The 24,601-nt window shown below is 40.1% G+C and carries 18 protein-coding genes, 1 tRNA gene and 1 other RNA gene; 3 read left to right on the forward strand and 17 right to left on the reverse strand.

What is annotated here, in order from left to right; all coding sequences use genetic code 11:
* Nucleotides 1-84: 84 nt before the first annotated feature.
* The 5 genes from AC3E9F_RS07675 to AC3E9F_RS07695 form a co-directional block, all read right to left on the reverse strand.
* Nucleotides 85-6,927 (reverse strand): SpGH101 family endo-alpha-N-acetylgalactosaminidase, encoded by a 6,843-nt coding sequence (locus tag AC3E9F_RS07675; protein ID WP_490672979.1) that lies wholly within the window; start codon nt 6,925-6,927, stop codon nt 85-87.
* A 329-nt stretch (nt 6,928-7,256) separates the two neighbouring features.
* On the reverse strand, nt 7,257-9,536 hold the full coding sequence (locus AC3E9F_RS07680) for a DNA translocase FtsK (protein ID WP_317852496.1): 2,280 nt from the start codon (nt 9,534-9,536) through the stop codon (nt 7,257-7,259).
* A 140-nt stretch (nt 9,537-9,676) separates the two neighbouring features.
* A complete protein-coding gene (locus tag AC3E9F_RS07685; RefSeq protein WP_490672980.1) occupies nt 9,677-11,632 on the reverse strand; it encodes a PTS fructose transporter subunit IIABC in 1,956 nt (651 codons plus the stop codon).
* Nucleotides 11,629-12,540, reverse strand: coding sequence for a 1-phosphofructokinase (gene pfkB, locus AC3E9F_RS07690; RefSeq protein ID WP_490672981.1), 912 nt, complete (start codon nt 12,538-12,540; stop codon nt 11,629-11,631). The genes AC3E9F_RS07685 and pfkB overlap by 4 nt, the downstream gene beginning before the upstream one ends.
* Nucleotides 12,537-13,277: a DeoR/GlpR family DNA-binding transcription regulator gene (locus AC3E9F_RS07695; protein WP_263393398.1), complete on the reverse strand. Its 741-nt coding sequence runs from the start codon at nt 13,275-13,277 to the stop codon at nt 12,537-12,539. Before AC3E9F_RS07695 ends, pfkB begins: the two co-directional genes overlap by 4 nt.
* A gap of 161 nt (nt 13,278-13,438) precedes the next feature.
* Between AC3E9F_RS07695 and AC3E9F_RS07700 the strand changes: the two genes are divergently transcribed.
* A tRNA-Ser gene (locus AC3E9F_RS07700) sits at nt 13,439-13,526 on the forward strand.
* A gap of 78 nt (nt 13,527-13,604) precedes the next feature.
* Here AC3E9F_RS07700 and AC3E9F_RS07705 read toward each other — a convergent pair.
* The 5 genes from AC3E9F_RS07705 to AC3E9F_RS07725 all read right to left on the reverse strand — a co-directional run bounded on the left by AC3E9F_RS07705 (nt 13,605) and on the right by AC3E9F_RS07725 (nt 18,474).
* On the reverse strand, nt 13,605-14,939 hold the full coding sequence (locus AC3E9F_RS07705) for an Nramp family divalent metal transporter (protein WP_263393397.1): 1,335 nt from the start codon (nt 14,937-14,939) through the stop codon (nt 13,605-13,607).
* A 319-nt stretch (nt 14,940-15,258) separates the two neighbouring features.
* Nucleotides 15,259-15,606, reverse strand: a transfer-messenger RNA (tmRNA) gene (gene ssrA / locus AC3E9F_RS07710).
* Nucleotides 15,607-15,665: 59 nt separating this feature from the next.
* Nucleotides 15,666-16,301 (reverse strand): SGNH/GDSL hydrolase family protein, encoded by a 636-nt coding sequence (locus AC3E9F_RS07715; protein WP_263393396.1) that lies wholly within the window; start codon nt 16,299-16,301, stop codon nt 15,666-15,668.
* Between the two features lies 1 nt (nt 16,302).
* Entirely contained in the window at nt 16,303-17,130 is an 828-nt protein-coding gene (locus tag AC3E9F_RS07720; protein ID WP_263393395.1) for an HAD family hydrolase, read from the reverse strand.
* A 24-nt stretch (nt 17,131-17,154) separates the two neighbouring features.
* Nucleotides 17,155-18,474, reverse strand: coding sequence for a CapA family protein (locus AC3E9F_RS07725; protein ID WP_263393394.1), 1,320 nt, complete (start codon nt 18,472-18,474; stop codon nt 17,155-17,157).
* Nucleotides 18,475-18,633: 159 nt separating this feature from the next.
* Between AC3E9F_RS07725 and def the strand changes: the two genes are divergently transcribed.
* Nucleotides 18,634-19,245 (forward strand): peptide deformylase, encoded by a 612-nt coding sequence (gene def / locus AC3E9F_RS07730; protein ID WP_070677533.1) that lies wholly within the window; start codon nt 18,634-18,636, stop codon nt 19,243-19,245.
* Between the two features lie 44 nt (nt 19,246-19,289).
* Nucleotides 19,290-20,018 (forward strand): 23S rRNA (guanosine(2251)-2'-O)-methyltransferase RlmB, encoded by a 729-nt coding sequence (rlmB, locus tag AC3E9F_RS07735; RefSeq protein ID WP_263393392.1) that lies wholly within the window; start codon nt 19,290-19,292, stop codon nt 20,016-20,018.
* A 183-nt stretch (nt 20,019-20,201) separates the two neighbouring features.
* Here the strand turns inward: rlmB and trxB are convergent, their stop codons facing one another.
* The 7 genes from trxB to AC3E9F_RS07770 all read right to left on the reverse strand — a co-directional run bounded on the left by trxB (nt 20,202) and on the right by AC3E9F_RS07770 (nt 24,556).
* Nucleotides 20,202-21,113 carry a thioredoxin-disulfide reductase gene (trxB, locus tag AC3E9F_RS07740; protein WP_263393391.1) on the reverse strand — a complete coding sequence of 304 codons (912 nt, stop codon included), beginning with the start codon at nt 21,111-21,113 and terminating at the stop codon, nt 20,202-20,204.
* 65 nt (nt 21,114-21,178) lie between these two features.
* Complete coding sequence (locus AC3E9F_RS07745) at nt 21,179-21,403, reverse strand: DUF4059 family protein (RefSeq protein WP_263393390.1); 225 nt, start codon at nt 21,401-21,403, stop codon at nt 21,179-21,181.
* 79 nt (nt 21,404-21,482) lie between these two features.
* Nucleotides 21,483-22,226: an amino acid ABC transporter ATP-binding protein gene (locus tag AC3E9F_RS07750; protein WP_214261685.1), complete on the reverse strand. Its 744-nt coding sequence runs from the start codon at nt 22,224-22,226 to the stop codon at nt 21,483-21,485.
* Nucleotides 22,226-23,026, reverse strand: coding sequence for an amino acid ABC transporter permease (locus tag AC3E9F_RS07755; RefSeq protein WP_263393389.1), 801 nt, complete (start codon nt 23,024-23,026; stop codon nt 22,226-22,228). The genes AC3E9F_RS07750 and AC3E9F_RS07755 overlap by 1 nt, the downstream gene beginning before the upstream one ends.
* 156 nt (nt 23,027-23,182) lie before the next feature.
* Nucleotides 23,183-23,539 (reverse strand): Spx/MgsR family RNA polymerase-binding regulatory protein, encoded by a 357-nt coding sequence (locus AC3E9F_RS07760; RefSeq protein ID WP_036757721.1) that lies wholly within the window; start codon nt 23,537-23,539, stop codon nt 23,183-23,185.
* Nucleotides 23,540-23,550: 11 nt separating this feature from the next.
* Nucleotides 23,551-24,042, reverse strand: coding sequence for a methylated-DNA--[protein]-cysteine S-methyltransferase (locus AC3E9F_RS07765; RefSeq protein ID WP_263394523.1), 492 nt, complete (start codon nt 24,040-24,042; stop codon nt 23,551-23,553).
* A gap of 13 nt (nt 24,043-24,055) precedes the next feature.
* Complete coding sequence (locus AC3E9F_RS07770) at nt 24,056-24,556, reverse strand: GNAT family N-acetyltransferase (RefSeq protein ID WP_490672989.1); 501 nt, start codon at nt 24,554-24,556, stop codon at nt 24,056-24,058.
* Nucleotides 24,557-24,601: the final 45 nt, after the last annotated feature.

A 24,601-nucleotide genomic window follows, 5' to 3' on the forward strand; every position in this document is an offset into this window, starting at 1 on the left:
AAGAGGTCCTCTCTAGGTGTTTGTTTTTCTCCATTACAATAAGCTAGGAGTTTGAGTTTTCATAGTATAAAACTCTATTATATTTTAATCTTCTTTTCTTTTTTGAAGAAATAGAGCAGACATTGCTACTGCAAGACCAGCTAGGAAGAGGTGTTCAGTTGTGCCTTCACCAGTTTCAGGAAGTTTAGACTGATCTGCTTCTTTTTGTGCTGCTTGCATAGCAGGTGTTGGTGTAAGAGCTGGTTTCTTATCAAGTTTTTCTGCAACTGGACTTGTCTGATTGTCTCCTGCAGCTAATGTTTCTTTATACTCAGGAACATCATTCTTAGCCGCTTCAACCCAATTAGCTCCACCCTTGAACTCTGGGAGCTCATTCTTATCTGCTTCAACTGCGTTAACGCCACCCTTGAATTCTGGGAGCTCATTCTTGTCCGCTTCAACCCAATTAACGCCACCCTTGAACTCTGGGATTTCATGAACAGCCGCTTCTGCAGCATTAACGCCACCTGTAAATTCAGGAATTTCAACTACTGGTGGTTCTTGATCGCCCTTACTTGATAGTACTTCAGGTTCTGGAGTTGGTTTTGGATCTGGAGTTGGCTCTGGATCTGGAGTTGGTTTCGGATCTGGAGTTGGTTCTGGATCTGGAGTTGGCTCTGGATCTGGAGTTGGTTTCGGATCTGGAGTTGGTTCTGGATCTGGAGTTGGCTCTGGATCTGGAGTTGGTTTCGGATCTGGAGTTGGTTTTGGATCTGGAGTTGGTTTCGGATCTGGAGTTGGTTCTGGATCTGGAGTTGGTTTTGGATCCGGAGTTGGTTCTGGATCTGGGGTTGGTTTTGGATCTGGAGTTGGCTCTGGATTTGGAGTTGGCTCTGGATTTGGAGTTGGCTCTGGATTTGGAGTTGGCTCTGGATTTGGAGTTGGTTTCGGATCTGGAGTTGGCTCTGGATTTGGAGTTGGTTCTTCAGTTTCTTTAATTTCTTTCAAGCCTTCTACCAATTTATTAAGTCCGTTTGGAGTTAATAAGTTATGTTCTGCAAGACCATTCTTGTACGCTTCAACAGCTGCCAAGTATTCTTTCGCATCTTGACGATCAATCTTACGAACACGTTCTACTTCAGCATTGTATGCAGCTTCATCTAATGGTTTATCATTTTCAATTGGAAGGACGAAGCGTAATTCCGCTGCTGAAATATGTCCAGGGTCACCGTATGTTTCGTTACCAGTAAAGATAGCTTTCTTCACCTTGATTGGAGCATCAAAGTTAATCACTTTTGTCTTCGCATCATTTGCCCATCCAGTAAAGTTAAAGTTATGTTCTTGTCCTTTTTCATCAATCACTGTAAGGCTACCGCTCATCACACGTCCGTTTGGACCTGAAGGACGAGGAACATATTCAAAGCGAGTTGATTCCATCGGATTATTGAACTCTACTGTTAATGGTTTTCCTAAGCTATTCACTCCATAAGGTGTATGCCATAAAGTATTTGTATTTCCATCAAATGCATACCATACATTATCTGCTTCTTCATAAGGAGCATCAAGATCATGAATATCGTCCCAATCTGGAGCGCTACGTTTCACCGCAAGTTTTTCTTTAGCCTCGTTAACGCGTTCTACAAGAGCTTTAGCATCATCCACACTAATATCATCGTCTGCTTCTAATAAAGCTGCTACAGCGTCTTTATAAGCATTTAATGAATCTTGTTTGTAGTTGCCATTTACGATTGGAGTATTCTTTTCGTATGCTTCATCGATGATCATCTTACCAGTTAACTTAATTTCTTCAATTTCAAGGTTATCTAACATAAAGTCTTTATAACCTTTGAAGTTGATTTCGTTGTTATCTGTATCTCCTTTAGTATCGGCACCACGCGCATTTGAGTAAATACCAATCCAAGTGTTTCCACCTTTTTCACCAGTAACATAGAAGCTTACTTTCTTAGGAGTTGATGAATTTTCCCAAGTGTTTTCTAAGTCGTATTTCGTTAATTTACTACGACGAGAATTTTCGCCATTACCGATAACGAATGAGTATGCTCCATTTGAACCTGCTTCATAATCGAAGGTTACTTTATAAGTCTTACCTTCTTCGAAGCGGAAGTTTTGTGGAATTGTTTGGTAAACGAGTTTGTCATTTCCTGTTAAACCGTTCGTCTTCAATGACCAATTGCCTTCGATAACATCGTTGACTTTCTTACCATTCCATCCACGTTGAGTATATGGTTCGTGTTTCTCAGATAAGTGAGTACGGTTATCTTGTACGCCTTCAACATCGCCAACTACGAATGGGAAGATACCTTGAGGCACTTCTTCAAAGTCTTGTTTGAATTTACCATTTCCTGTATCGTGTTTTTCGTTGTACATTACAGATTGATTTTCAAATACACGAATTTCATCGAAGTAAGTTGCTGCTGCATCCGCATCACGTCCAAGTTCTAAGGTCACATTAGAAACATCTTCGCCTGTTGTGAAGTATACATACATGTTTTGGAAGTAACTTGTATTATCTACTGTCGCATTCTTCTTAAGTGTGTTATGCGCATGTGCTTGTACATAGTTCTTCGCGATTGATTTATTTGTGTAGTTAGAAATCACTTTATCTCCGACACGGACTGTGATATCTGCACGTGCATCGCTTCGGTTATCCACGCCTACATAAACGGCATATCTTGTATTAGGTTTCAAGTCTGTTAAGCGTTGTTTCAATGTCACACGTTCAGTGTTACCTTGAATACGTAACATTTCGTTTGCCCCTTGAGATTTCACGATTTCAGCATGTTCGCTGTCACCAGTTTTTTCCCAATGATCTAATGTTCCGCTGTTGAAACCTTGGTCATAGATGTGTAGTCCTTCACTCCATACCATTGTCTTCTTGCCTTGAGGAGCTTTGTAAAGTACATATGGTTGGTACGCATCTCCCGTAATTTGAATCTTACGGTCTGCGCCGACTGTTAATTCGACTAAATCTTTCTTACCTTGGTCTGTTAGACGGTAAAGGTATACTTTATCTCCAGTCCAATCATCTGGAAGTGTCCATTCAGTTGTTCCAGCAGTATTTGTGAAGAAGTACATCTTTTCTTTGTCGCCTGTTAAAGCTTTACCATTTTCATCCCAGTTCCATGGTACTAAGTAGCTTCCGCCATTTTCAATAACACGACCGTTTAGTGTAGTTACACGTTTACGGTAGTCTGGGCTATTAGGGTCGTTCGATTGACGAACAATCTTCACTTCGTCTCCATTGTCATTTGTTAAATCAACTTCCATTTCTGGAGTCCACTTGTAGTTTTGACCGTTGTCGCTCATCGCAACTGGGTCACCGTTCACCCATTTAGAGACTTTGTAGTGTTGGAAGAACTTCGTCATGATGTTGTTTTCGAAGAGGTTACGAATATATCCTTCGTAGTCGCTTCGACCTTGCCATCCTTCGAAGTCTTTCATGTTATATCCACCAAGTAATGGATAGTTAGCGGCACCACCGTAGCTTGGATAATCACCAACCCATGAGTCTTTTTGGTGGTTACGGATGAATCGAGTGATGTTTGAGTTAATACCTTTCAGTGAATATCCACCGTAAGTTAAGTCAGCCGCCCAGTGTTGGAATGTTGAGTCATATTCCGCACCGAAGCCCCACTCGATAGCCATACGCCATCCTTGAGAGTTTAATTCTTTAGCAAGTATGTGAGTTGGCCAAGCAGTGTTATCTCCTGATTGTCCGTTACCCCAAACATCCACATAGATGAAGTCTAAGTCAGCACCTAGTTTTTCTCTTAATTCTTTCCAACGATCCAAACGTCCATGAGCCAAGTCATATTCTGCATCGATGTTGATACCTTGGTCTAACCAGTTCCAACCGTACATATATGTTCCGTCAGAGTTTCTACGTAAAATGGCTTCACTGAAGTATTTAGATTCAGGATATGTTTCAGAAGCGTTTACGTGAATACCGATTTTAGCTCCGTATTCTTTTGCTCTCGCTAATAATTTCTTGAAGTCTTCAACGCCACCGATTCTCTTACCGATATCTGCATAGTTTAAGTGACCTGAGTCGTGACCTTCACTACCATACCCTTTAAGTAGGATTGATTGGCCTAAACCATCTGTGTGTAAGTTAATCTTCTTAATACCATCTAATGTCATTAAGAATGGGTTTTGCGCTTGAGATGCGAAGTTCATCGCAATACGATACGCTACTAAATCTGGAACAGATTCTGCTCCTTTAGGATTGTTCATGATATTACGATAGGCAATCGCACCATCTTGCCAGTCCACAACATTATCTTTGTTTAAGTCTTTTGTGATGACTACTTTAGAACTTGGTAATTCTAATGTGTATTCTGGGAATACCAAGTTCTTATAAGCACGTTGGTACCAGTAAGGTGAGCTTTGAATACCTAAGTAGTTCACGCCTTCTACACGTTCTAACGCTGTTGTTAAACGTGCAAAGTCATTTCCTCTGTAAGTAAATTGAGAGTTACTCCAAACAGACGCTGCTAATTCGTTAGAAGAAACAAATCCATACATGAAACCGTAAGTATATTCATTCATCTTGCCTTCTTTCAAGTCTAAATGATAGTCTCCACGGTTATGTGTGTTTGTTGACATTTGAGCACCATCGAATTTCGCACCTTGTTTATTTGAACCTACAGACACTAATGTGTTTCCTGGGAATTCAATGGTTTGGATTAATTTGCGAACATTGTCGACTGGTTTACCCATTTCGACATTGTTTTTGTTCACTACTTTTGTCACATCGAAGTGCATTTCGTTGCCGACTAATTGTAATTTCACAGTGATTTCAGCGTTGATGAATTCATCATCGTTTCTTACTTTCATTACATATTCTGCAGTAGTGTCATCAATCTTACGGTATTGAACTTCTGGAGTGACTAATACACCGTTGATTGACATTTTATCTAATTTTTGAACTTGACCTGTTAACGTTTTTCCATCTAATTCATATTCTTTAACACGTGGAAACGCTGTGTCGATAATCGCTTTTAATTGTTCTGATTGTAAAGTTTCATAGTGAACATCTTGGTCATTGCGACGTAATCCATCATCCACAGCCGGAGTTTCTTCTTCAGGTTTGATGTTATCTTGGTTATCCGCTTTGATCGATACAGAAGATAATTCTGTACCGTAAGTCCCAGCTTTGAGGTAAACTTTATTCACATCAGCTAAAGCGTTCTTGACAGCTTCTGGAACGACTTCTGTGCTAAATAAATTTTGTCCATTATTTGTAGCGTTTAATTGACCGTCTTTCTTGTACACGATAGATAGATGGTTTTCTTCCCCTACATTTGGTGCTTCTACACGAGTCTTGCTATACCATGTGTTTACATTTGGTCCTTTGTATTGCCAGAACCAACCGCCCTTGTCATACCCTACAAAGATGTTGTTGTCATTATCTTTATATTTTAGATATACCCCAAAGCGAGTTTCAGCTGGAGGAGTGTTTGCCTTGAACGTTAAGTCAACGCTTACATTTCCTTCCGCATCCGCCTGTAATCCAGCTTTTTCAAATAAAGCTTCGTTTGCTCCATTGTCGTTAGCTGTTGTTGAAGTTAATTTGTTGTAGCGTACTCCGCCTTCTTCAACGACTTCAACATTCCCTTTCACACGGCTTACTGAATTCCACTCTTTTTTCACTTCGGCAGTAGCGTCGCTAGTTTCTCCCGTTGCTGCTTCAGCTGGTTTGTTTTCTGCTGGTTTGTTTTCTGCTGGTTTGTTTTCTGCTGGTTTGTTTTCTGCTGGTTTATTGTCAGCTGGTTTTTCTTCCTGAGGTTTATCCTCTTTTGGTTTTTCTTCTTTATCTTCAACTTGTTTATCAAGAGCATCTAGACCAGCTGGTTTAGTTGTTTCAATACCCTTAATATAGTTTTGAATCCACTCTAACTGTGCAGGTGAGAAAAGAATACCACCACTACGTTTACCAGATACACCGTTTTGATGAATCCCAATTAATTTTCCATTTTCATCAAAGATTCCACCGCCACTTGCACCAGGTTCACTTCCTTGGTAGCTAATTCCACGAACGCCTTCTCCATGGTCATTAATATCTTCGACAGTAGTATTGAGGATTGGATCGAGCACTCCTTTTGGATATCCAAATACATGAACCTTATCTCCTTTCTTGATAGTTGACGGTTTATCCGCAACTTCAACTGGAGCATTTGCAAGAGGACTGCGAAGTTTGACAATGGCTAAGTCATTTTTATAACCTTTCAGGAAGCCTTCACGATCCCAGTGTTTTACATCATTTTTACTAAATTTAACGTCTGGTGCACCTTCATAAGAAACTGTATAAACATCTTTATCACTATCAATATTATCAGCTACTTTACGATTGTTCCCATCCGGAACATCCTTGATAAAGTTATGAGATACTGATAAGACAAGATTTTCTCCAATAACAATACCACTACCAGTCCCAGCTTCGCTCTTAATTTCAACTGTAGCACCGTAGTTCAATTCCCCATTTTTTGTTTTGGCAACTTCTTCTGGAACTAAACTTTTATCTTCTTTTTCCAGGTCTTCTTTTGAAGCAGTATGGCCGCTGTCTTCGGCTTTATCGAGTTTTTCACGCAGATCTTTTGGAAGTTCATTTTCAGTTGCTGAAGTTGCTGCACCTTCTTTTTCTTTCTCTAGTAATTCTTCCTCAGTTTTTGGTCCTTCAGTAACTTCAGGAGAACCTTGATTTTCTCCAGCTTTCGGTGCTTCAAAATCATGCCCATTATCATCTTTTGCATTGGCAAGAGCTGCTGCTAAATCAGCTGGCATATTTGCGGTAGATCCAGTTTGGGCTGTATCTGCTAAAACGGTACTTGTTCCAAAAAATGTCGCACCAATGACAACAGAGGCAACACCTAATGAAAATTTCCGAATACTATATTTACAACGTTTTTCAAATAACCTTTTATTCATTTGTTTTTTATTCCTTTCTGCTTAAAAAGTAAGCGTTTGCATTTACCCTTAAAAAAATAACCCCCTTTATTCTTTTCGCTTATTTTTTAAACATTTAAATATTTCTTATACCAGTTTAATATATCAAAAACCAGTTTAAAAATCAATACTTTATTAGTTAAAATTAGTAAAAGTAAAATCTAAAGATTGGACCAACCTGAAAGTCTTTTTAGAACAAAAATACTTATAATCATAGGTATAAAGAAAGAAACCACCTTAGAAAAATTAGAGTAAATTCCCCAAATTTCCTAAAGGTGATTTCTTGAATTTTTATTCTATTTTCAAACAATTTATTGTTGTAAGACTTTACGAGGTTTTGTTCCTTCAGCTGGGCCGATAATCCCAGCCATTTCTAATTCTTCCATCAATCGAGTTGCTCGGTTAAAACCAACCGAAAGACGGCGTTGAATCATGGATGCGCTGGCTTTTTGAGTTTCGATGACAAGAGCCTTGGCTTCTTCGAAAAGCGGATCTCCACCATCATCTCCAGAACTAAAGTCACCTTCTGTTTCAGACACTTCTCCTGGGTCAAAGCTTTCATCATAATCCGCATCAGCTTGCGCCTTAATGAAGTTTACGATGCGTTCCACATCATCATCTGAGATAAAGGAACCTTGCAAGCGAACAGGATGGTTTTCGTCAATTGGTTTAAAGAGCATATCCCCTCGACCAAGCAATTTCTCAGCACCATTCTCATCCAAAATCGTACGTGAATCTGTTCCTGAAGAAACAGCGAATGCTACACGTGACGGAACATTTGCCTTAATCAAACCAGAGATAACATCTACTGAAGGACGCTGGGTTGCAAGAATCATGTGAATACCAGCTGCACGCGCCTTTTGTCCGAGTCGGATAATGGCGTCTTCTACTTCCTTGCTGGCAACCATCATCAAATCTGCCAACTCGTCCACAATCACGACGATTAAAGGTAGCGGTACTTGCTTGTATTCAGACTGAGCATTGAATTCCTCAACTTTAGCATTGAAACCAGCAATATTCCGAACTCCGACTTTGGCAAAGAGTTCGTAGCGGTTTTCCATTTCATCTACGACTTTTTGAAGGGCCTTACTTGCCTTGCGAGGATTGGTTACAACTGGAATCAAGAGATGAGGGATATCATTGTAAACTGATAACTCGACCATCTTAGGATCTACCATCATAAACTTGACTTGGTCTGGGCGAGCCTTCATCAAAATACTTGCGATAATACCATTAACTGCAACAGATTTACCAGAACCTGTAGAACCGGCCACTAGCAAGTGAGGCATTTTAGCCAAATCAAAGCAACGAGCTGTACCATTGACTGCTTTCCCAAGAGGGATTTCTAGCAGGTTTTCAGGTTTAGTCTGAGACTGTTCCCATAGTTCTCGGAAGGAAACAGTTGCGATTTCTGAGTTTGGAACTTCAATCCCAACCAAGGATTTTCCAGGAATCGGTGCTTCAATACGGACATCCTTAGCAGCCAAGGCCAGAGCTAAGTCGTCTGCTAGATTGGAAATACGATTGACACGAACACCAACTGCTGGTTTAACCTCATACTTAGTAACAGATGGGCCAATTTCAGCACGTTCAACCGTTACCTTGATACCAAAACTTGCAAAGGTTTCTTCCAAAATTTTGATATTCTCTCGAACAATTTTCTTTTCTTTAGACTGATCTTTTGGTTTATCAGGTGCAAAGAGTTGCAAGCTTGGGAGCTTATACTCCAAGGCCTTTTTAGCAGAAAAGTCTACTTCAACATCTTCGTCATCATCTTCTGGGAAATCTTCTTCCATCGGATAGTGATCTTCCTCAGGATATTCAAAATCGGCTTGAGGGAGAATAATCTCAGGCTCTACCCATTCTTCCTCTGGTAGTGGAGGAAATTCTTGTATTGGTTCGTCTGATAAAATTTCTCCTGTTTCCATATCTACAGGAGGCAGATCAAGCAATGCCTGCTCTTCTCTTTCTTTCTCAAGTCTTGCTTGCTCTTCAGCTTCTCTTCGTGCCTTTTCTTCTTCACGCTTGATAAAACGCTCTTGTTTTTTCTGTTCGTGGCGTTCCATCCAGATAGCAAATCGAGCTGACAGAAAATCAGCGATATCATAGATAGACCATGGACTTATTAAAAGAGCTCCGATTAAGATTAGAATCGCTCCGATAAAGTAGGTGCCAATGTTTGAAAACAAAAAGGCTATCGGAATGTAGAGTCCACTCCCAATCACACCTCCACCAGCAAAGTTGGTCACTTGAAAGCTGGTTAAATCTTTAAAAATTTGTCCAACCGTTCCTTGAAAAACGGCGTTTGCCATGCTAAATTTCCAGACAAGATAGGATTGAAAGATTAGTAGTAAGCCTGTAAAAATGAAAAAGAAACCTGCTAGCAATCCTTCTTGTTTATGAATCCATTTGAAAAAGAAGAGATAGATCAAGAGAAAGAAAATAGCTAGATAAGCTAAACTCCCCACAAGTAAGCGGATTAGGTTGTAAACGGTGATTCCTACAGCTCCCCATTTAAGGGCAGCAAAAATTAAACAGATAGCCAAAGCTAAGGAAATCAACATTCGTTGAATCGCTTGTTTTCTTTCCAATTCTGCTTTCGACGGTCTGCGTCTTGTTTTAGTTGTATTCTTGTTTGCCATTCTTCTATTATAACATATTTCATGAACTTTTCGAGGGGTTGAAAAATGACTGCCCACTTTCGTGTTCAGTCATTTGAATGTGTTTGTGATTATTTTTCTGATGGTTTACGAAGGTAACCGTAAACGACACCACTGACAAGTGCTCCTACCAAGACAGAGACAAGGTAAAGAAGTGCGTTTGAAGTAAGGGCGATAACAAAGATTCCTCCGTGTGGTGCCATGAGTTTGATATTCGCAAGACCAACAAGTCCACCTGCTACTGCTGAACCGAGGATAAAGCTTGGGATAGCACGAGCTGGGTCAGCTGCACCAAATGGAATCGCACCTTCAGTGATGAATGACAATCCCATGACGATGTTCGTCAAACCAGAGTTACGTTCTTCTTTCGTAAATTTATTTTTAAAGAGAAGTGTTGCCACAAAGATTGCAAGTGGTGGAACCATTCCTCCAGCCATAACTGCTGCCATGGCTACTGAACCACCTGTTGCCACTGTTGCTGCAAGAGTACCAGTACCAAAGACGTAAGCTGCTTTATTGACAGGTCCACCCATATCGACAGCCATCATTCCTCCAAGAACGACTCCAAGAAGGACAGCTGAACCACCTTCAAGACCACCAAGGAAGTTGTTCATACCAGTGTTGATTGCGGCCATTGGGATATTTACAGCCAGCATGACAAATCCTGTCAAGATTGTTCCAAGAAGTGGCAAGAGTAGGATTGATTTAGCACCTTCAAGGGAGCGAGGAACCTTCACGTATTTCTTAACCAAGATCACCAAGGCACCTGCGATAAATCCACCAACAAGGGCTCCAAGGAAACCTGATGATACTCCTGCAAGTGCTGAAGTTGCTTCACCACCTTGTGCGTAAGGGATTTTACCAAAGGCATAACCTTCTTTAGCAATAGCTCCTGCTACGAAACCTGCTACCAAACCTGGTTTTTCAGCGATAGAGTAGGCAACATATCCAGCAAATACTGGGAGCATCAAACCGAAGGCAGAACCACCAATTTTCATGAACATAGAAGCTAGTTCATGGTAAGAACCAAGATTTCCAAGGCTCTCATTTGGAACACCCAAAGCACCATCGATCAAGAAGGCAAGGGCAATCATGATACCTCCACCGATAACGAATGGCAACATTTGGGATACACCACTCATCAAGTGTTTGTAGAAGGCACTACCGATACTTTGTTTTTCATTAGATGCTGTTGTTGCTTTTGCTCCATTAGCAGCATGGTAAACTTCAGCATTTCCAGAAAGAGCAAGGTTGATCAATTCTTCAGTTTTACGGATACCGTCTGCTACTGGACGATTTACCAATGGTTTGCCATCGAAACGATCCATTTCAACTGCTTTATCTGCAGCGATAATTACAGCTTTAGCCTTACGGATATCTTCTGCTGTTAATTGGTTGCCAACACCACTAGCACCGTTGGTTTCAACCTTGATCCCAACACCCATTTCAGCAGCCACTTTTTGAAGAGCTTCTTGAGCCATATAAGTGTGGGCAATTCCTGTTGTACAAGCAGTTACAGCAACGATAAAGTCATCAGAATCATTTGCAGAAGCCTGAACTGGTTCCTCAGTTTTCTCTGAGGCTTGATCAAAGAGTTCAATAACTTGGTCAGCTGATGTTACTTGACGAAGTTTGTCAGCAAAACCGTCTTTCATTAAGTATTGAGATAATTCTGCCAAGGCAGCCAAGTGAGTATCATTGGCACCTTCTGGAGCAGCAATCATAAAGAAGAGATCAGTTGGTTGTCCGTCTAAACTTTCGTAGTCAACACCCTTGTTTGACTTAGCAAAGAGAACTGTTGCTTCTTTAACTGCAGCGTTCTTGCTATGAGGCATTGCGATACCATCACCCAAACCTGTAGAAGTCAAAGCTTCACGCGCCAAGATTCCTTCTTTAAAGGTTTCGAAATCTGTCACATATCCGTGCTCTACCAAGCTATGAATCATTTCTTCGATAGCTGCTGTTTTTTCAGTTGCTTGCAAATCAAGCAACATCACATCTTTTCTCAGTAAATCCTGAATTTTCATCTTTTTTCTACCTCAACTTTTTCATAAGTCTCTTTAATAAATGTTGCAGTCGCCAAATCATCTGAGAAGGTTGTTGCTGTTCCACAAGCCACTCCCCATTTGAAGGCTTCCACTGCGTCTTGTGATTTAACAAACTCACCAGTAAATCCAGCAACCATTGAGTCACCAGCTCCCACTGAGTTTTTCACGGTTCCCTTGATTGGTTTAGCAAAGTATGCTCCCTCTGATGTTACCAGAAGGGCTCCATCGCCAGCCATAGAGATGATCACGTTTTGAGCACCTTTAGCCAGCAACTCTCGAGCGTATTTTTCAATCTCATCTAAACTTTCGAGTTTCACTCCAAAGATAGATCCCAGTTCATGATTATTTGGTTTGACCAAAAGTGGTTGATAATCCAAACTATCGATCAAGGTCTGACCTTCAAAGTCACAGACTACTTGAGCGCCCGTCTGACGCGTCAAAGCAATCAAATCCTTATAGATAACATTGCCTAAGTTTTTAGCACTCGATCCCGCAAATACAACTGTATCCTCTGCTGTTAGACTTGAAAGGATAGCTTTCAACTCCTCCAGTTGATCTGCTTCAACAGTAGGACCAGTCCCATTGATTTCGGTTTCTTGGTCTGCCTTGATTTTAACGTTGATACGCGTATCTTCTGCTACTTGAACAAATCGGGTTTCAATTTGCTCCTCAGCTAAAGTATCTGTGATAAATTTACCTGTAAAGCCTCCGATAAATCCAGTCGCTGTATTTGGAATGTCTAGACGTTTCAAGACGCGACTGACATTAATTCCCTTACCACCAGCAAACTTATCATCACTATCCATACGATTGACACTACCAACTTCCACTTTGTCCAAACGGACAATGTAGTCTATAGATGGATTGAGTGTGACTGTATAAATCATACTTCTATTACCTCCGTTTTCTCTTTGATAGCTGACAAGAGCTCATGACCCTTGCTTGTAATGACAATAGCGCGTTTTATAGGGGCAACCTTAGCAAAACAAGACTGACCTATCTTAGATGAATCTGCTAGAACATAAGTCTGTTTAGCATTTTCTAAGATAGCACGCTTAACAGCTCCCTCCTCCATATCTGGAGTTGTAAAGTAACCTTCATCTACCCCGTTCATACCAATAAAGGCACGGTCAAAGTGTAATTGGTTAATCTGGTTGAGAGCTACACCCCCAATACTGGCATCCGTTGTCATCTTGACTCCACCACCGATAATCACCGTTGGGATTTGCTTATCCACTAATTGAACCGCATGGTGAATGGAATTGGTTACCACTGTAATGTCTTTTCGCTCCAATTCTTTAATGAGAAAGGCTGTCGTACTTCCTGCATCCACAAAGATAACATCTTTTTCTTTGATGAGGGAAGCTGCTTTTTGAGCAATCAACTTCTTCTCTTGAAGGTTTTTGACAGATTTTTCTTGAATGGTTTCTTCTTCTTGCAAGGAGTGAGGCAACTCTGCTCCTCCATGCACTCGACGAAGTTTATTTTCAGACTCCAATTCATCCAAATCACGTCTAACTGTTGATTCTGAAGTATCTAACAAGCCTACCAATTTCTCTAGAGAGACGATTTTATGCTTACTTAACTCTTCTAAAATCAACTTTTTTCTCTCGCTTTTTAGCACGAACCCACCTCCTGTTAACGATTACATTATTCATTCTATCATAAAAAATATCAAAGTCAAGCATTTTTTATCATTTTCTTTCATTTTCTGTCACCGCCCCCTCAACTTCAAATAAATTTGCAAGAAAGAAGGCTTTATGGTAGACTAGGTGAGTAAGCAATGGAAGATTACTCAAGAGGCTTAAGAGGCCGTGTTGGAAACGCGGTAGGCGTGTTAAAGCGTGCGTGGGTTCGAATCCCATGTCTTCCGTTTATTTTCTAAAAAAGATACCCAAGAAATCTTGGGTATCTTTTTTTATATGTTTGTTTTATAACTCGGGTGAATTTCTTAGAAAATATCAAATAACAATTTCACATTGAGGATGGTCAAGATAATGGAAACGATATAACCAAGGATAGTATTCCATTTGGCGTTGGTAAATTCTCCCATCAGTGATTTTTTTGAGGTTAGATAAATCAGAGGAAAGATTGAAAATGGAAGAGCAATAGAAAGAAAGACCTGTGAATAAACCAACAACTGATCCAATGTTTTTTCCTGATGACCAAACAAAACTGCTACTATGATGACAGGCAGTAAGGCAAAGAGACGAGTCGCCAAACGAATGAACCACTGAGGCAATCGCAAATGTAAGAAACCTTCCATAACGATTTGTCCTGTCAAGGTACCTGTGATAGTCGAATTCTGACCACTGGCTAATAGGGCCAAGGCAAACAAGGTTGATAAGGTCGAGCTAGCGATGGCTCCTGCAATGGTTGAATCCTGCAAGGCATTATACATTTGAGAGAAGGCAGAAATCTCGGATGCATGGCCGAAGAAGAGGGCCGCTCCTAAAATCAATAGAAGGGAGTTAACCACAAAGGCCAAGGATAATTGGAGATTTGAGTCCCAAGTCATAAAGCGCACCGCTTTTCGAACATCATTTCTGTCCTTGTGATTGATTTTCCGAGTTTGAGACAAGGAAGAATGCAAATAGAGGTTATGGGGCATCACTGTCGCACCTACTATTCCCAGCGCTAATGTTAATTGACTTTCATGTCCTGGCAATGGACTCTCAAATAAGGTTGAATTTGGTAAATAACCCTCAGCGATTCCTTGGAAGCTTGGATGTGACAAAGCTACCAGATAAGTAAAGATTGCTAAGATTGTTAAAATCAGTGTTGTAACGATAGCTTCGATCTTCTTAAAGCCAAATTTCATCAGTAGCAATAAGAGAAAGACATCTAGAACCGTCAAAAGGATGGCTATCATAATCGGAATCTTAAAGAGAAGATTAAGAGCAATGGCTGAACCTAGTACTTCTGCCAGGTCTGTCGCCATCAAGGCTAATTCTAAAATCACCCATAAGCTATAACGAAGCCATTTAGGTGAATGATGAGCTGTTGCCTGAGCCAAGTCCATCTGGGTTACAATCCCAAGCTTTCCTGCCATCTGCTGAAGTTGCATGGCAATGAGAGATGAAATCAAGATGACAAACAAGAGACTATACTTATAGGAAGCACCACCGACAACACTGGTTATCCAGTTCCCTGGATCCATATAACCAACTGCTACAAGAGCACCCGGACCTAAAAAGGCCTTTAAATTTTGCCAGAAATGATTATTATTTGGAGTCTCTATAGACTGATTAATCTCAGAAAGTGAAACCTTTTTATGAGAAGACATTTCTCTTTACCTCTTTCTAAACCGACCCTTTCGTCGCTTATCATTACTGAAAGATAATATAAACCCATAAGATACTGAAAATGGCTGCGAAAAACTACTGATAATTTTCATAAATTTTCTTAAGGTACCTTAATTATATCACAAATTTTTTAAAAAACTGAAGAAATTCAGTACCTGTTTTATATTTAGGATACGGTGGAATGTTGTATCCTTTGTTGAATCCTTTTTTAAAAAAGGATTACCAAGAAATATAAAAGAATAAAATAAAAAACGTTGAATTAACAACGCTTTAAAAATATTTACAAAATAAGTAAATTATTAATGGAGCCGGTGGGAGTCGAACCCACGTCCAAACACCTGCCAACATATTTGTCTACAACCATAGGTTATGTATTGTTTTAACAGTCCCTCGACACATAACTCAAGCCCAGGAACTGCGAGCCTATCAATCTCTTATCAAACTGCTAGACAAAGCTTGATCGTATCTCGCTAATAATAAGACCCATCATCAGACACGAGCAATCCGAATCGGGTCACGCCTGCTGGTTTTTAGGCAGCTAGAGCGTAAGATGTGTTATTTTTTGCAGTTATATTTAACTGAGCGTTTACGTCGCCACACGAGTTGAAAAATATGCCTCATAATGCCTGTCGAATCCGTAACGACCCCAAAGACTATAAAGATATTATACCTTATCTAGCTTTAAAAAGCAAAAAGTAGGCAAAAGCTTAGAAAATGTAATCTTTCAAGGCTTTTGATAAAGTCTGATAGCCAGAGACGCTAAGATGAAGACCATCTGTTGTATAGTCTGATTTGAGTTGACCTTCCTGATCTAGTAGTTTCTCAAAAACAGATACATATTCTACCTGCATATAGGCTGATGCCAGTTCTTGATAGGCTTGATTCCATTCTTTAATTTTTTCATTGGTACGAATATAAACAGTCTGTTTGTACTCTTCACCTTCATGGACTGGCAAAATGGACACTAGCTTAATCTGTGACAGCGGATAGTCGCGAGAAATACTTTGAATCACTCTTTCAAGATTCGCTAATGCTTGACTCATCGGGACATCTTTTCCGATGTCATTTGTCCCAATCAAAAGCACAATCTGATCCACCGCATCACCATAGAGATGAGCATCTAGGTTATCTAGCAAAAGTCCAGTCTGATAGCCTCGAATCCCTCTATTCACAATGATCTTGGCTGTCCCTAGCAATTCCTGCAAGGGATAATACTCAACAATAGAATCACCGATAAAAATGATATTGGGTTCAATTACAGAAATCTGATTGAGTTCACGATACTTGGTTTGGATTTTCTCTTGCTCTTTTAAGAGCCAGTTTTCTAATAGTTGTACTGCCAAGTTATTCTCCTCTTTCTAGCCAGTTTTCTAAAACTTGGTAAACACCCGCCTGACTGTTGGCTGGGGCTATTTTTGTAGCTACTTCTTTAACAGCATCTTCTGCATTTTCCATGGCATATGAAATACCTGCCAACTCTAACATTTCAATGTCATTTTCACTATCACCAAAGGCCATGATTTGTTCAGGTTTTAAATTCCAACGTTTGAGCAATTCTTCTAGGCCCCACGCCTTATGAATCCCATCTTGTAAGATATCAATACAACCATAACCGCTGGAAACAGCTCGCACATGCCCATCAAACAAGTCATTAATTTCCTGCAAAACTGTATCTGATCGTTCTTCACCAACAACCATACTCATCTTGAGGACACCACCGAAAAGGCTGGAGTCAAATTCATCAACAAAATGCATGCGTTGGTAGAGCTTTTCAATCATCTCTGGAGTCATAAATTTATCCAGTTCTGTAAAGACAGTACCTTCCTTTACAAAGCCACCATTCATACCAGTTACGACAAACTGATCCTGACATTCTCTACCTTTAAAATAGTTCAAAGCCCTATCAACCATGGCATCATCCCAAGTTTGTGCTTGAAGCAATTCATCATTTTCAAATATACGAGCACCGTTAGCAACTACAAGAACGACTCTTTCTGCTAGATGTCCCAGTAATTGTCTCATGCGATGAACTTCATTTCCCGTTGCAATGACAAAACGAACGCCACGTTGATCTAGACGATCCAAGATTTTTTCAAGCCGTGATAGATCCAGTTGTCCTTTTGGGTCTAACAGAGTACCATCCATATCCGTTGCTATTATCTTAATTTCCATTGTGTCTCCTTGAGGTTCGAATCACTACCACTTCAAACCTACATGTTCATTCATTTCTTTATAGGCTGTATCAATCCGTTCCTTGGTCGCCTCGTCTAACTGACTACGGTATTTCCCACCCTCAATAAAATCTTCCAAGATAAAGGTTTGGTAAAGATAGAGCGGGTAGCCTTCTGACGAATAACCTCCCTTTGGAGTCCGACTCACCCAACTTGGATGAGCTTGGGCTGTCTCGATAGTCGTTTTACCGGATTTCTTCTTAATGGTCACATCCATGAGGACTCCACGTTCCGTCCACTTGGCATTTTCAACATCCTGCATAGTTTCAATCCGTTGATTTGAGATAAAATTCCCCATAGAGTAAATGATAAGCTTTTTGTCACCGTCTTTTTCAACCGTTTCAGCTGGTTCAACAACGTGAGGGTGACCACCAAAGATAATATCTGCTCCCCAATCAATCATTTTATGGTAAAGTTTCTTTTGCTCCTCAGTCGGCTCAATTTGATACTCAACTCCCATCTGAGGCATGATAATTGTAATATCCGCCTCCTTCTCTGCTCGTTCAATTTCAGCCTTCATTTTCTCTTCGTCTAAGTCTGAAAGATAGCGATTATAATCCTCTTGAGAAATGCTTTGTTCAATGCCATTAAAACCATAGGAATAGGCTAAAATAGCAACTTTAATACCGTTGACTTCCTTGATAACTAAAGGCGCCTTATCTCGTGATTCATGGGTATAGACCCCGACTGGTGTCATTCCTGCCTTTTCAATAGCATCTGCGGTTGAAACGACTCCCTCAATCTGAGAATCCAAGATATGATTATGAGCCAAGTCTAGCACTTGATAGCCTGCATCTTTTATAGCATCCATAACTTCACCAGGTGCATTAAACAAAGGATAACCTGCAAGATAGTGGTCTTTATTTACGGTTCCTTCAAAATCACCAAGAACTAAATCAGCTTGCTTCAGCCAAGGCTTTACGTATTCAAAATTTTCATGGAAATCGTAGGTGCCATCTGACTTTTTTGCTGAGATGTAAATAATATCATGGTAGAGCAAATCACCATTTGCCATGATACGAGCACTTGTTTCCTGTTCTGTTACAGTATTCTTCTCCTTAGAATTAGCACTCTGACTCACTGTAGTTGCACTACTATTTACTAAAGGAATACCCTTTAGTCCTTCAGCTAATAAGGTCAATACCATCGAGATAGCAACTACAATCAACAAAACAGCAATAAAGGTTTTATTACTCCATTGGCGATAGTTTCTAAAAAATCGAATTAATTTTCTGACAAGTCCTAAGACAGGACCTTTTTGATTTCTACTACTGCGTTTTTCCATCATTCTTCTCCTTGCTTTTTAATGCAAGTCTCCTTATCTTATTATACCACAGACAAACAGGTATTTTCTTTTATTCTAATATTTTATAACAGCTTCTGTGACTTTCTTTCTCAACTATTTTGTGTTATCATGGAACTGTAATGGAAGGAAGGAGAGAAAATGTCTGCTATAGAACGTATTACAAAAGCTTCACATTTAATCGATATGAAAGATATTATCCGCGAGGGCAATCCAACCCTACGTGCAGTTGCCGAGGAAGTCACTTTCCCATTGAGTGATCAAGATATCATTCTAGGAGAGAAAATGATGCAATTTTTGAAACATTCACAAGACCCAGTTATGGCTGAAAAGTTAGGGCTACGTGGAGGAGTCGGACTTGCAGCACCACAATTAGATATCTCTAAACGCATCATCGCTGTTTTGGTTCCTAATATCACCGAGGAAGGTGAAACACCTCAAGAAGCCTATGACTTACAAGCTGTTATGTACAATCCTAAGATTGTCTCACATTCAGTCCAAGATGCTGCTCTAGGTGAGGGGGAAGGATGTCTATCAGTCGACCGAGCTGTTCCAGGTTATGTTATCCGTCACGCTCGAGTGACTGTTGACTACTTTGACAAGGATGGCGAAAAACATCGTATCAAGCTAAAAGGCTACAACTCCATCGTTGTCCAACATGAAATTGACCACTTAAATGGTGTTATGTTTTATGATCGTATCAATGAAAAGGATCCTTTTGCAGTCAAAGAAGGTTTACTAATTCTGGAATAAAGAAAATCCCGTTGAAAGACGGGGTTTTATGTTATAATAGAGCCATGAAAACAAATGATATTGTCTATGGCGTTCACGCCGTTACCGAAGCACTGTTAGCAAATACTGGAAACAAACTCTATCTCCAGGATGATTTACGAGGTAAGAATGTAGAAAAAGTCAAGGAACTGGCGACTGAAAAGAAAGTATCCATCTCTTGGACTTCAAAAAAGGCTCTTTCTGAAATGACTGAAGGAGCTGTTCACCAGGGATTCGTCTTACGTGTTTCTGAATTTGCCTATACTGAACTTGAGCAGATTCTTGCTAAGACTCGTCAAGAAGAAAATCCACTACTATTGATTCTAGATGGACTAACAGACCCTCACAACTTAGGCTCTATCCTAAGAACGGCAGATGCAACCAATGTTTCAGGTGTCATCATTCCAAAACATCGAGCTGTTGGTGTGACACCCGTAGTTGCAAAGACAGCCACTGGTGCTATTGAGCACGTTCCTATCGCCCGCGTAACCAATCTCAGCCAAACCTTAGATAAACTTAAAGAAGAAGGCTTCTGGACTTTTGGAACGGATATGAATGGAACTCCTTGCCACAAATGGAATACCAAAGGAAAGATTGCCCTCATTATCGGGAATGAAGGTAAGGGAATCTCTAGCAACATCAAAAAACAAGTGGACGAGATGATCACCATTCCAATGAATGGACATGTACAGAGTCTCAATGCAAGCGTTGCTGCTGCTATTCTTATGTACGAAGTCTTCCGCAATCGATTATAAAAAAGAGGCTGGGACAAAAGTCCTAGCCTCTCAATTGTCTTTGGATTGTCGAGCAAGACGCAGTGGTTGAGTGGGCTCTACTACGCTGATTTCAACAGCTTTTACAGCCCTACTCAACTGTGCGGAGGTGGGACGACGAAATCGAATTCTACCGAATTACCGATTTCTGTCCCACTCTCTTTTTTAACTGTGTTCAGTAATATATTTATAGGCTTCTTGACCTGCAATCGCACCATCTCCAACTGCTGTTGTAACTTGGCGAAGGTCTTTCTGACGAACATCTCCAACTGCAAAGACACCTGCAACACTTGTCTTCATGTGGTCATCTGTCACAATCCAACCTGACTCATCTTGGATTTGTAAATCTTTTGTAAAATCGCTAACTGGATCTAAACCAACATAGATGAAGACACCTCCAAAGGCATGTTCAGTCACTTGATTTGTTTTAACATTTTCAATGACAACAGACTCCACTCGGTTTTCACCCTTGATTTCTTTAACAACCGAATCCCAAATGAAGTTTATTTTTTCATTGGCAAAAGCGCGGTCTTGCAAAACCTTTTGGGCGCGAAGTTCATCACGACGGTGAACGATGGTTACAGATTTGGCAAACTGAGTTAAGAAGATTGCTTCTTCAACAGCCGAATCTCCTCCACCTACAACCAACAAATCTTGGTCACGGAAAAAGGCACCATCACAAACCGCACAGTAAGAAACCCCGCGACTATTCAGTTCTTCTTCACCTGGAACTCCCAAAAGACGGTGCTTAGAACCAGTCGCTACGATGACTGTACGTGTTTCAAATTCTTCATCATCTGTGATTACTTTCTTAACATCACCGTGATCCTCAATAGTTTCGACAAAGCCATAGAGATGCTCAACCCCTAAATTTTCAAGAGGTTCAAACATCTTTTCTGCTAACTCAGGTCCACTAATATTCGCATAACCTGGATAGTTTTCAATGTCAGAAGTATTGTTCATCTGACCTCCTGGAAGGCCACCTTCAATCAAAGCAACTTTGAGATTGCTGCGAGCCGCATACAAGGCTGCAGTCATCCCAGCAGGACCTGCCCCGATAATAATCGTATCGTACATTCTATTTCCTTCTTTCTTGTTGTAACTATTTTTATTCTAACGGATAAAACCTTATTTGACAACTATTAGGCCTTGAGAACCAACAAGATGCTCATGGTTGCAAAAGACAATACTGGAATTATTAAAACTCCAATCATAATCATATCATAGAGGTGGGCCTGACGCTCCTTGGCAGTTTTATCGACACCTGACAGGGCTCTAAAACCAATCCAAATCCCTAAGACAAGCAAGACTAATAAAATGGTCAAAACTAAACTCTCTAAATACAAAGCAAATAGCTGAACTAGCATGCTCTCTCTCATTTCTATTATTTTTAAAGAGCAAACCCAGTTAGCTTAGCCAACTGAGTTTTTCTTATCTTCTATTATATCAAATATAGGTCCGTTTGTAACTAGCAAAGAATTCTTTTGTTCGTTCTTCTTTCGGATGGTTGATAATCTCATCCGGTGTTCCAGATTCAATAATCTTTCCTTTATCCAAGAATAACACCTTATCAGCAACTTGAGCAACAAAAGACATATCATGACTAACTAAAATCATGGTTTGACCTGACTTTGCAGCATTGGCAATCGATCTTTCTACCTCACCAACCAATTCTGGATCAAGTGCTGAAGTCGGTTCATCCAAGAGCAATACATCTGGTTTCATAGCTAAGGCACGCGCTATTGCGACCCGTTGTTTTTGTCCACCTGACAAGTGACGTGGATAATGCTGTTCACGATCAGAAAGCCCAACCTTAGCCAACTCTTCTTTTGCAATCTTAGTCGCTTCTTCGTCCGATAGTTTTTTAACTACCACCAAGCCTTCTTTAACATTGTCTAACGCTGTTCTACGCTCAAATAAATTAAACTGTTGGAAAACCATCGATAATTTACGACGGAGAGTTAGAATTTCTTCTTGAGTAATTTGAGAAAAATCAACTTTGAAATCATCAATCTGAATACTTCCGCTATCAGGAGTTTCTAGATAGTTTAGGCTACGTAGAAAGGTTGATTTCCCAGCCCCTGAAGAACCAATTAAGGCAACAACTTCTCCTTTTTGAATATCTAAGTTCAGATGGTCTAAAACGGTTTGACCTGAAAAGGATTTGCTTAAATTTGAAATTTTAATCATTAGCGAAGCTCTCCTTTCATATCTGTCTCAACATTATCTGGTGCTGTAATAGCCATTTTTCTTTCAATGAAACGGCCAAGATTTTCAATAAGGATATTTACCACCCAGTAGACAAGGGCAACTGAGATAAAACGTTCAAAGTAACGATAGTCTGCACCACCCAAAATCTGAGCTTGGGCAAAGACTTCTACAACACCTGCACTAAAGGCTAGAGAAGTTCCCTTGGTCAAGCCAATCAAGGAGTTAATCAAGGTTGGAGTCGCTACTACCGCTGCATTTGGAATAATGACTCGACGATAAACTTGTGCACGTGTCATACCAAGACTACGAGCGGCTTCAATCTCACCTGGATTGACAGAAAGGATAGCCGCCCGGAGAGTTTCGCTAGCATAGGCTGCTTCGTTAAAAGCAAAGGCCACAATCGCGAATGTTGCTGCTGGGATAGCATTAATGTTTAGAGAAGTTCCCCATTGTTGATTCAATGCTTTCAGAGCCAATGGAATCCCGTAATAGGTCAACATCAGTTGAACTAAAATTGGGGTTCCTTTTAAGAAACTAACAAAAAATGCTTGTACTGGGTATATAAATCGAACTCGATTGATTTTCACAATCGCAAAGACTAGGGCTAGTATGATACCAAAAAAGGCACCAAATACTGTTAACATCAATGTTGTAGGTAATTGCTGTAGAATTCTTGGAATCCCATCAAAAACCGAACGCCAACTAAACAGTTTGCCATCCGGGATATATTGCATCAAATTTTGATACCAATCAGATGCTAAAATTGTTGTAACATTCATAGAAACATCCTCTCAAGATAATGATTCATTCTATCATACTTCTGCCCTAATATAAAATATTTGCTACGGGCATATCGTACATTATCTACCTTCTAGTTTATCATACTTTAAAAGTGGGAGGTTATATATTTTATCTATCAAGGAGATAGACAAAAACTAATTCAAATCCAAGTTATTGTATGTTTTACGATAGCCAATTTGTTTTACAAGACCATTTTCAACTAGTATCGGACGTTTTAACAGCATACCATCACTAGCTAAGAGTTTGGCTGCTTCTTTGTTTGACAATGTTCCAACCTTATCTTTCAATCCGAGTTCACGATATTTGATGCCACTAGTATTGAAAAATTGCTTCAATTCAAATCCCGAAGTTTCGAGCCAATTTAAAATGACCTTTTCACTCGGAGTCTCTTCAACGATATGAACGTCTTTATATTCTAGTCCAAGTTGATCTAATTCTTTCTTAGCTTTTTTACAAGTTGTACATTTTGGATATTCGATAAATTCTAACATATTTTCTCTTTCTATTTTTTATTTTCTTGATAACTTGCACCTTCATGATTTAAGAGCCAAGCCTTCTTATCAAGTCCCCAAGCATAGCCTGTCAGACGTCCTCCAGCACCTAGCACACGGTGACAGGGGACAAGAATAGACCAGGGATTGCGCCCTACTGCTCCTCCGATTGCTTGGGCAGAAGCTACTTGCAAGTCCTTAGCTATTTGTCCATAGGTAACAGTCTGTCCAAAAGGAATGCCACGCAAGTAGTTCCAGACTCTTTTTTCAAAGTCACTACCGACAGGAGCTAAAGGCATCTCAGATAAGTCTTGATTTTTCCTCTTAAAATAAGTCTCTAAATAGGAAGTAATTTGATTTAAAATGGGATGACTTTCAACAAGAGTTACATCATTTTCAGATAATCCCTTCTCAAAATCGCTCTCTTCTTCTATCCATATCCCAAACAGATAGCGGTCATCTGCTACCAGAGATAGGGGACCAATCGGTGACTTGTACAGCATCTTTGCATACTTCTTAGGCATTTGATTTTAATTTTTGATAGGCCAAGCGTTCCCCGTCTACTGGAACTTTACCAACCTGTTTAAAGCCAAGTTTTTCAAAGATATGCTGCATAGCTTTGTTTTTAGCGTGCGTATCCGAACGAAAATCCAAGTAATCAAAGCCTTCAATCAAGCCTTCCAAGAAGGTCTGGGCAACACCTTGCCCTTGCACATCACTAGCGACAGCAATACGGTGAAATACTAAGTATTCTGCTTCATTTCCCTCCCAGTTGCCATCATAAATTGCTTCATAAGCTTTTTCCGGGCTTTTAGTCACTGCTGCATAGGCTAAGAGTTCTCCTTCTTCCAGCGCTACGTAAGCCTGTCCAGAGATAATATCTTCAATAATTGTATCTGCATCTGGGTAGCCGTTTTGCCACTGAGTGCTACCAGCTTCTGCCAAATATTTCTTGGCTCCCTCAATCACTTGCATAATTGCATCAACTTCGTTTGGAAAGGCTAAGCGAATCTCCATCATTTATCCTCTTTTCATACTATTTTCTCTCATCATAGCATAAAT

It is taken from the genome of Streptococcus sp. SCPM-O-B-15277 (M60), assembly GCF_058200335.1.

Excerpts from the sequence above, each read along its gene's own strand:
- def (WP_070677533.1), top strand. The coding sequence starts at position 18,634 with ATGTCTGCTATAGAACGTATTACAAAAGCTTCACATTTAATCGATATG.
- AC3E9F_RS07675 (WP_490672979.1), bottom strand. The coding sequence starts at position 6,927 with ATGAATAAAAGGTTATTTGAAAAACGTTGTAAATATAGTATTCGGAAA.
- rlmB (WP_263393392.1), top strand. The coding sequence starts at position 19,290 with ATGAAAACAAATGATATTGTCTATGGCGTTCACGCCGTTACCGAAGCA.
- AC3E9F_RS07725 (WP_263393394.1), bottom strand. The coding sequence starts at position 18,474 with ATGGAAAAACGCAGTAGTAGAAATCAAAAAGGTCCTGTCTTAGGACTT.
- AC3E9F_RS07760 (WP_036757721.1), bottom strand. The coding sequence starts at position 23,539 with ATGTTAGAATTTATCGAATATCCAAAATGTACAACTTGTAAAAAAGCT.
- pfkB (WP_490672981.1), bottom strand. The coding sequence starts at position 12,540 with ATGATTTATACAGTCACACTCAATCCATCTATAGACTACATTGTCCGT.
- AC3E9F_RS07720 (WP_263393395.1), bottom strand. The coding sequence starts at position 17,130 with ATGGAAATTAAGATAATAGCAACGGATATGGATGGTACTCTGTTAGAC.
- AC3E9F_RS07765 (WP_263394523.1), bottom strand. The coding sequence starts at position 24,042 with ATGCTGTACAAGTCACCGATTGGTCCCCTATCTCTGGTAGCAGATGAC.
- AC3E9F_RS07755 (WP_263393389.1), bottom strand. The coding sequence starts at position 23,026 with ATGAATGTTACAACAATTTTAGCATCTGATTGGTATCAAAATTTGATG.
- AC3E9F_RS07705 (WP_263393397.1), bottom strand. The coding sequence starts at position 14,939 with ATGTCTTCTCATAAAAAGGTTTCACTTTCTGAGATTAATCAGTCTATA.
- AC3E9F_RS07685 (WP_490672980.1), bottom strand. The coding sequence starts at position 11,632 with ATGAAAATTCAGGATTTACTGAGAAAAGATGTGATGTTGCTTGATTTG.
- trxB (WP_263393391.1), bottom strand. The coding sequence starts at position 21,113 with ATGTACGATACGATTATTATCGGGGCAGGTCCTGCTGGGATGACTGCA.
- AC3E9F_RS07770 (WP_490672989.1), bottom strand. The coding sequence starts at position 24,556 with ATGGAGATTCGCTTAGCCTTTCCAAACGAAGTTGATGCAATTATGCAA.
- AC3E9F_RS07745 (WP_263393390.1), bottom strand. The coding sequence starts at position 21,403 with ATGCTAGTTCAGCTATTTGCTTTGTATTTAGAGAGTTTAGTTTTGACC.
- AC3E9F_RS07750 (WP_214261685.1), bottom strand. The coding sequence starts at position 22,226 with ATGATTAAAATTTCAAATTTAAGCAAATCCTTTTCAGGTCAAACCGTT.